The 3745-nt window shown below is 36.0% G+C and carries 4 protein-coding genes and 1 pseudogene; all 5 read left to right on the forward strand.

Annotation, left to right across the window (positions count from 1 at the left end; all coding sequences use genetic code 11):
* The first annotated feature begins 120 nt into the window (after positions 1 to 120).
* Positions 121 to 1386, forward strand: coding sequence for a tyrosine--tRNA ligase (gene tyrS / locus AC06OU_RS17495; RefSeq protein WP_475857475.1), 1266 nt, complete (start codon positions 121 to 123; stop codon positions 1384 to 1386).
* Between the two features lie 312 nt (positions 1387 to 1698).
* On the forward strand, positions 1699 to 1947 hold the full coding sequence (locus AC06OU_RS17500; protein ID WP_169361292.1) for a hypothetical protein: 249 nt from the start codon (positions 1699 to 1701) through the stop codon (positions 1945 to 1947).
* 126 nt (positions 1948 to 2073) lie between these two features.
* A complete protein-coding gene (locus tag AC06OU_RS17505) occupies positions 2074 to 2451 on the forward strand; it encodes a VOC family protein (protein ID WP_475857477.1) in 378 nt (125 codons plus the stop codon).
* A gap of 17 nt (positions 2452 to 2468) precedes the next feature.
* Positions 2469 to 3290 carry an alpha/beta fold hydrolase gene (locus AC06OU_RS17510; protein ID WP_475857478.1) on the forward strand — a complete coding sequence of 274 codons (822 nt, stop codon included), beginning with the start codon at positions 2469 to 2471 and terminating at the stop codon, positions 3288 to 3290.
* A gap of 181 nt (positions 3291 to 3471) precedes the next feature.
* Positions 3472 to 3745: pseudogene (locus AC06OU_RS17515) on the forward strand (DUF418 domain-containing protein); the annotation flags it as partial.

Below are 3745 nucleotides of genomic sequence, written 5' to 3' on the forward strand. Positions count from 1 at the left end.
AAGCTGGGTGGTACCGCGCTAATGACTAAGCGTCCCTGCATGATTTTTATCATGTAGGGACTTTTTTGTTTATAGTCAATTTGTTTGGTATTGCTCAATCCAATAAAAGGAGGAAACAAAATGACAAACTCATTAATTGAAGACCTACAATGGAGAGGTCTTTTGTATCAACAAACGGATGCAGAAGGAATGGATAAACTACTATCTACTGAAAAAATCTCTCTATATTGTGGAGTTGACCCAACTGCAGACAGTATGCACATTGGGCACATCGTTCCACTCCTAACACTTCGTAGATTTCAAATGCACGGACATCGTCCAATTCTTTTAGTAGGAGGAGCTACCGGAATGATTGGAGATCCTTCAGGTCGTTCGGAGGAAAGACAGCTGCAAACTACGGATCAAATTGATTTAAATGTCCAAGGGATTAAAAAGCAGATGGAACGAATCTTTGATTTTCAATCTGAAAATGGAGCTCAGATGGTAAACAATCGGGACTGGATTGGACCAATGTCTGTTATTGAATTTTTAAGAGACTACGGAAAACTTATTAATATCAATTACATGCTTGGGAAAGATTCTATTGCTTCACGTTTAGATTCAGGACTTTCATTCACAGAGTTTACGTACACATTAATCCAAGGTATCGACTTCAACCACTTATTCAATCATTATGGCTGCCGTGTTCAAGTAGGTGGATCCGATCAATGGGGGAATATTACGACTGGTTTAGAAATGATTCGTAAAACACATGAAGAAGAAACAAAGGCATTTGGTATTACAATTCCTTTAGTTACGAAAGCGGATGGTACGAAGTTCGGTAAATCTGCCTCTGGTGCTGTGTGGTTAGATGCTCAAAAAACTTCACCGTATGAGTTTTACCAATTCTGGATTAATACAGCCGATGCAGATGTGATTAAATACTTGAAGATTTTCACTTTCCTAGAAAGAGATGAAATTGAAGCATTAGAAGTAACCGTGCAAAATGAGCCACACTTACGTAAAGCCCAAATAACACTTGCAGAAGAAATGACACGCCTAGTACATGGTCAAGAATCATTAGACCAAGCAGTGAGAATCTCTCAGGCGCTATTTAGTGGAAACTTAAAAGCACTTACAGCAAGTGAAATGAAAGATGCTTTTAAGGATGTTCCAACCGTGGAAATGGAAAAAGAGGATAAAAACATAGTTGACTTTATAGTGGAAGCGACAGTGTCTCCATCTAAAAGACAGGCTCGTGAAGATGTAACAAATGGGGCTATCTCGATCAACGGAGAGAGGATTACAGAAATTGGTTATGTTGTAGGGCAAGAGGATAGACTAGAAGATGAATTTATGATTATTAGAAGAGGAAAGAAAAATTATAAAATGATTAAATTCGTATAATTTTTAAGTTACTTCTCATACTATTGAGAAGTAACTTTTTTTGTTAGAAAACGTCTAATTTATAATGTCTTAGTCAACTTTTTATAAAAGATAACAAATACTTAAGGAAAATAGAAAAAATTTCTTCTGTTTCATTAAAAAGGTGGAATTATGAACGTTTTAAAAAGTTTATATAAATAGTAGACAAAATAGGTGAAAATAAGTAAGTATATAGTATAGAATAAGATTTAGGAACTTTACTCTGAAAATAAATAAAATAAATTCTTATTATTTTTAAATACATAAGCTTTTTAAAAAAGGGGGTTAGAATACATGGAAGCGAAAAAATATATACTTGATCATTTCGACGATTTTTTTGTTATTCTTTTTGGTAAGAATGATAAATCGGACAAGCTAGTTATTTTAAAAGAAAAGTTTACAATTGACGCTAAAGAAGGAGATCTTCTAGAGATTTCAATTAATGAAGAAAAGACTGGCTATGAATTTAAAATCATTCATGAAGAAGCCGATGACAAAAGACAAAGATTATTAGACTTAATCGAGAATATGGAAAAGAACTAAAAAACTTGAAGCTGATATTTAACAGCTTCAAGTTTTTTTTTCTTTCACGAAAGGTTATCAAATAAAGAAGGAAAATCCAGTGAGTCACCGAATAGTTATACAGAAGAAGTGAGAGGAGGATACAACTTGAACAAGTCATTACTTAAGGGTGTAGAGGGGATTTTTATCCCTGTGAGGGACTCTAAGGTTTCAGCACGCTGGTACGAGGAGGTACTAGGTTTCCAGCTAAACTATATAGAGGAAGAAGCTGCAGTCATGAAAATATCAAGTGATTCACCGACTGTCGTTTGTTTAGTTAAGGTAGAATATCATACTCCTATGAAATTTCCTTCGAACAATTTTGGAGTAGGGAAATATATTAACTTTATACCCGAGGATATAGAGAAGCTTTACGATGAGTTAAAGTCTAAAGGAATTGCGGTAAACTCACTAGACGGAGACGGTGATAAGAAGTACTTTACGTTTTTTGATCCGGATGGTAATCCACTTGGCGCTTGTCAGTAATGGAGGAGAACAATAGTATGTACACATCAATAAAGGACGTAGAAATCTATTATGAAATATACGGAGAAGGAACCCCTATTTTAATGCTTCATGGGTTTTCACCTGATATGGAGCTGATGAAGGGATGTATGGAGCCTTTCTTTCAAAAGTCAGGAGCTTCCTATAAAAGAATATACATAGACTTACCTGGAATGGGTAAATCCAAGCAATTCGCTCATCTAAACAATACCGATGATATGTTAGATATAGTGATTGGTTTTATAGAAAAGGAAATCCAAAATGAGCCATTTTTAATAGCAGGAGAGTCATATGGAGGTTATTTGGCACGCGGAGTAATCGCTAAGGAAAGTTTTTCTGTTCTTGGCGCTTTCTTTATTTGCCCCGTTATTTATGCCGCTCGTGATAAAAGAACACTTCCTGTTAAACAAACAGCAGCAAAGGATGAGCTATTCTTACAAACCTTGGGAAGCGATATAAAAGTGGCATTCGAGGAGAACTGCGTCGTATTAAATGAATACACCTACAATCGTTGGATGAAAGAAATTGTCAGTGGAATGAATCGAGCAGATCAACCATTTTTAGAGAAAATTGCGAGTAACTATTCTTTTAGTAGCTGGTTTGAAGAACCAAACTTTGAACAACCGTCCGTTTTCTTACTTGGGAGGCAGGATGATGTAGTAGGATTTGAGGATGCGTTCCATTTAAAAGACAATTTCCCTCAGGCAACCTACGCCATTCTAGATGGTGCTGGCCATAACCTACAGATTGAAAGGCCGATTTTGTTTGATGCCTATTTAGATGATTGGTTAAAACGCATTCACGATAGAAAGCTTAGATGAAAAGACAAGCAATGAACCATTTCGGAGATGTTCGAGATGGTTCATTACTTGTCTTTTTTTGATTAGTTATGACAAGTGTCATCTTATACTTCTGACTGCTGTGAATGTTAGCATCCGTGATTTCTCTTTATTATTTTATATAAGGGAATGAGTTCTTACAGAAGAAAGAGAGGGTTATTTGATGACAAATGAAAGATTGCGCTTAATAGATATTCTTCGTGGTTTTGCAGTGCTAGGAACACTAGGGACTAATATATGGATTTTTGCTTATTTGGGAGACTTGGCTTATACAACGACTTCAAACTATACCGGGTGGTGGACATTGGAGGACTTTCTTAGAATGGCAGTTCTCTTTTTTGCAAACGGAAAGTTTCTAGGGTTACTAACCATCATGTTTGGAGTAGGCCTAGGGATAAAATATCAGCAGGCGAAACGTAAAGGGAATGCATGGCCTG

Source organism: Psychrobacillus sp., from assembly GCF_056205495.1.

What these genes read in the sequence shown, in the direction of transcription:
- tyrS (WP_475857475.1), top strand. Translation starts at nt 121, where the DNA reads ATGACAAACTCATTAATTGAAGACCTACAATGGAGAGGTCTTTTGTAT.
- AC06OU_RS17500 (WP_169361292.1), top strand. Translation starts at nt 1,699, where the DNA reads ATGGAAGCGAAAAAATATATACTTGATCATTTCGACGATTTTTTTGTT.
- AC06OU_RS17510 (WP_475857478.1), top strand. Translation starts at nt 2,469, where the DNA reads ATGTACACATCAATAAAGGACGTAGAAATCTATTATGAAATATACGGA.